The organism is Mitsuaria sp. TWR114, assembly GCF_007997345.1.
In genome coordinates this window covers 1-3033 of record NZ_VOSR01000532.1, presented here as the reverse complement: position 1 = coordinate 3033, position 3033 = coordinate 1, and the positions used below count along the sequence as shown (strand labels likewise).

3 protein-coding genes are annotated in these 3033 nt (G+C 71.9%); 1 reads left to right on the top strand and 2 read right to left on the bottom strand.

Annotated features, from left to right (window positions below; translation table 11 throughout):
• Window positions 1–69: 69 nt before the first annotated feature.
• Window positions 70–1680 (top strand): exosortase A, encoded by a 1611-nt coding sequence (xrtA, locus tag FUT87_RS18630; protein WP_147241955.1) that lies wholly within the window; start codon window positions 70–72, stop codon window positions 1678–1680.
• Between the two features lie 168 nt (window positions 1681–1848).
• Here the strand turns inward: xrtA and sdhC are convergent, their stop codons facing one another.
• Window positions 1849–2268, bottom strand: a complete 420-nt coding sequence (gene sdhC / locus FUT87_RS18625) for a succinate dehydrogenase, cytochrome b556 subunit (RefSeq protein WP_255511910.1) — start codon at window positions 2266–2268, stop codon at window positions 1849–1851.
• An 87-nt stretch (window positions 2269–2355) separates the two neighbouring features.
• A complete protein-coding gene (locus FUT87_RS18620) occupies window positions 2356–2979 on the bottom strand; it encodes a TetR/AcrR family transcriptional regulator (protein ID WP_147241987.1) in 624 nt (207 codons plus the stop codon).
• Window positions 2980–3033: the final 54 nt, after the last annotated feature.

The following is a 3033-nucleotide window of genomic DNA, read 5'->3' as shown; positions in this document are numbered from 1 at the left end:
GGGCCGTCCCAAGCAAGCTCGCGTCCCCTCGGGGGACCGACTGCGGCTGGCCGCGGGCGAGGGGCTCACATGAGCGCAACCACCCCGTCGGCGCTTGGCGAGCGGGGCATTCCCTCGGCGTGGCGTCGCCCACTCGCGGTGCTGGTCCTGCTGACCATCGCGCTGCTGCTGCTGTACCGCCACACTGCGCTGGGCATGGTCACCATCTGGTGGCGCTCCGGCACCTTCACCCATGCCTTCCTGGTGCCGCCGATCGCGCTGTGGCTGGCCTGGCGCCGGAGCGAAATGGTCGCGCCGCTGACGCCGCGGCCGGTGCCCTGGCTGGCGCTGCCGATCGCGCTGCTGGGCGCGATCTGGCTGTTCGCCGACTTCGCCGCGATCAACGCCGCCACCCAGTTCGCGCTGGTGGCCATGCTGGTGCTGCTGGTGCCGGCGGTGCTGGGCTGGCGCGTCGCGCGCGAGATGGCCTTCCCGCTGGGCTTCCTCTTCTTCTGCGTCCCGGTGGGCGAGTTCCTGCTGCCGCAGCTGATGGACTGGACGGCGAAGTTCACCGTCCTCGCGCTGCGGCTCAGCGGCCTGCCGGTCTACCAGGAAGGCCTGCAGTTCATCATCCCGAGCGGCCAGTGGTCCGTCGTCGAGGCCTGCTCCGGCGTGCGCTACCTGATCGCCTCGGCGATGGTGGGCACGCTCTACGCCTACCTCAGCTACCACTCGACGCGGCGTCGCCTGGGCTTCATCGCCTTCGCGCTGGCGCTGCCGCTGGTGGCGAACTGGGCCCGCGCCTACCTGATCGTCATGATCGGCCATCTGTCGGGCAACACCCTGGCGGTGGGCGTGGACCACCTGATCTACGGCTGGCTGTTCTTCGGCGTCGTGATGCTGGCGATGTTCCTGATCGGCGCGCGCTGGTCGCAGCCGGAGTTGCCGCTGGTCCCACCGGCCCGCGAGGCCGCCGCGCCCGCGACCCTGGCCAGGGGCTGGGGCGCGACCGTCGCCGTGCTGCTGGCCGTCGCACTGCCCGTGGCCGCGGGGGCCTGGCTGCGCCAGGGCCACTCGGCCCCGATCGACACGCTGCCCGCCGTGGCCGCGGCACCGGGCTGGCAGGCCCAGGTCGTGCCCTCGGACGCGTGGACGCCCGACTTCGAAGGCGCCAATGCCACGCGCCACCAGCAGTTCACCGGACCGGCGAACCAGCCGCGCGTGGGCCTGCACCTGCAGTATTTCCGCGACCAGGACTACGAACGCAAGCTGGTGAGCTCCAGCAACGCGGTCGTGTCGCCGGAGAACAAGCAGTGGGCCGTGACCGACCGCGGCACGGTGGACGTCGTGCCGGCCGGCGCGGACGGCCGCGCCGCCGCGGCGATCCCGCTGCTGAGCACGCAGGTGCGCGCGTCCTCGCTGGACGCGGTGACCGCGCCGCGGATGCTGATGTGGCATGTCTACTGGATCAATGGCCGTCCGATGACCAGCGCCTGGCGCGCGCGGGTCTGGGGCGCGCTGGAGCGGCTGCGCGGGCAGGGCGACGACGCCGCGCTGGTGCTGGTCTACACCGAGGCCGACGAGCAGGCGCCGCGCCGGCTCGAGGCCTTCCTGCGCCAGCACTGGGCCGCGATCGACGCCGAGCTGCGCCAGGTGCGCGATGCCGGCCAGCGCGGTGCGGCAACGGGAGCCGCGCGATGAGCGCCGGCATGAGCGTCGAGCGCGCGATGGCCGTGGCCGACGAGCGGCACCAGGCACATGAGGATGACCAGCGCCTGGATGCAACGCACAAGTTTTGTCATGGGGCTTCCTTGAGAAGGCGGGGGATCGCTGCGACCAGCGAGGGGGCCTGCCGCGCCCATCGAGTGCTCATAGGAGCGCGAAGGCCTTGGCGCCCACCGCCACCGTCAGCGTCAGGCTCGAGATCAGCACCCACCGCGCGGAACGCGATGCCCGGTGCTTCTCCACCGCGCGGTGACTCATGTCGAGCAGCACGAACCGGAGTCCGGCGGCCAGGTGGTGCAGGAAGGCCCACAGCAGGACCAGCGACAGCAGCTTCATGAGCCAGCCCGGCAGGCCGCCCCAACCGGTCGAGAACACCGCCGTCAGCCGTTCGTAGGAGCCCTCGGAGGCGAGCGCGGCCTCGAGGGTCGCGATGACCAGCGGCAGCGCCAGGACCAGGAGCAGGCCGCTGACGCGATGCAGCAGCGACACCCAGGCGGTGGCCGGGAACCTGGCCATGTAGGCCGGCAGTTGCGCAAGCCCGACGTTCCTGTGTGCCGGACGCATTTCTTTTTTCATCGGTGACAAGTCCTCGCGAATCAAGTGGGACGGTTGTGATCGAGCCCCGTCGCGGCGACCCCGGTGACGCCGCCCTCACACCGGCTGGAGCCGCTCCTGCGCCGGCCCGGCGCCGACCAGCCGGCGCAGCGCCTGCGCGAGCGCATGCTCGCCGGCGATGTCCCTGGGCATGAAGGCCATGAACTCGATGAGCGAGCCCATCACCATCGCGTGCGCGAGCTGCACCCGGTGCCGCCGCGCCACGCGACCGAGCACGTCGCGCCGGGCCACGCAATGCCGCGCCAGGAACCAGGTGACCGCGACCCGCACCCGAGCCATCCGCGCCCGCGCCGCAGCCTCCGACGCGTTGAACAGCAGCGTCACGCAGAGCCCGCGCAGGCGCTCCTGGGTCACGCAGGCCATCACCGCCCGTGCCAGCGTCGTGCAAGGATCCTCCCAGGCCTGCTGTCGCAATTGCTCCAGCGGCAGCGTCGTCGCCGCGAGCGACTCCTCCACCAGGCGCTCCTTCGACCGGAAGTGCCAGTACACCGCGCCCCGCGACACCCCCGACGCCGCGCACACCTCCTCCAGCGTCATGTTGCGGATGCCGCGCTCCTGCAGCACGCGGATCGCCGTCGACAGCAGCATCGACCGCCGCGACGGCCGGCCCCGCGGCGCGGGCGCCGGGCCTGCTGGTTTCAGGTCGCTTTCCTGGTCCATGGATGCCCTCCTGGTGCTCAACACTGCCCCTCGCGACCGCAACCGCAACCGCAA

What these genes read in the sequence shown, in the direction of transcription:
- xrtA (WP_147241955.1), top strand. Translation starts at nt 70, where the DNA reads ATGAGCGCAACCACCCCGTCGGCGCTTGGCGAGCGGGGCATTCCCTCG.
- sdhC (WP_255511910.1), bottom strand. Translation starts at nt 2,268, where the DNA reads ATGCGTCCGGCACACAGGAACGTCGGGCTTGCGCAACTGCCGGCCTAC.
- FUT87_RS18620 (WP_147241987.1), bottom strand. Translation starts at nt 2,979, where the DNA reads ATGGACCAGGAAAGCGACCTGAAACCAGCAGGCCCGGCGCCCGCGCCG.